The organism is Pseudomonas sp. FG86 (genome assembly GCF_057808775.1).
Genome location: NZ_JBMDIS010000201.1, coordinates 1 through 552, shown reverse-complemented (window position 1 = coordinate 552; position 552 = coordinate 1). Strand labels below are relative to the sequence as shown.

General features: G+C 56.9%; 1 protein-coding gene. It reads right to left on the bottom strand.

Translation table 11 applies throughout. The features are described from left to right. Nucleotides 1-187, bottom strand: a 187-nt coding sequence (locus ACODSV_RS36310) for a hypothetical protein (RefSeq protein ID WP_489078415.1), incomplete at its 3' end; no start/stop codon positions are given. Between the last annotated feature and the right edge of the window lie 365 nt (nucleotides 188-552).

Sequence of the window (552 nt, the reverse complement as noted above, 5' to 3'; positions counted from 1 at the left end):
AGCTGGTGCCTTTGGGCGTTGAAGGCGGACGGGCAATATGCACCACCAGGGGAATTTCGGTATGCCGAATGCCGATGCCACCATCGGCCCGCTCGTGGTCGCCTACGATAGGGGGTTGCAAGAGCCCAATCTCGACCGGTGGCAGATCGGGTACAAACGGATTGACCGGTGCAGGGTGCTTGATCATGAGGATTTCCTCGCAGGCGTATGGCGAAATTGAACCTCTGCGCGAGGACCGCTGGCTACTGTCAACTCTGACAGGTGGCGACGAATGGAACGAAAAGCAGCGCTTCAACGTTTTGGTGTTGAAGCGGCCGGTGTTGAGACCACTGGTCGCTACCTGTCAACTCTGACAGTAGCCATGCCCCACCCATCATTGTTTGATAACACCAACCGCTCAATAGCGTCGCTTGAGTGTTCGCTTGATCAGTCGGAGAGAATCCATGGACATTGCCCTGGCCCCCCAATCACCCCGCCAACCCAGGCAACTCGATCGCCTCAATATTCCGGGTATGAAGCAAAACGTCATTGGCTATGACGGGGGCGTTGGCC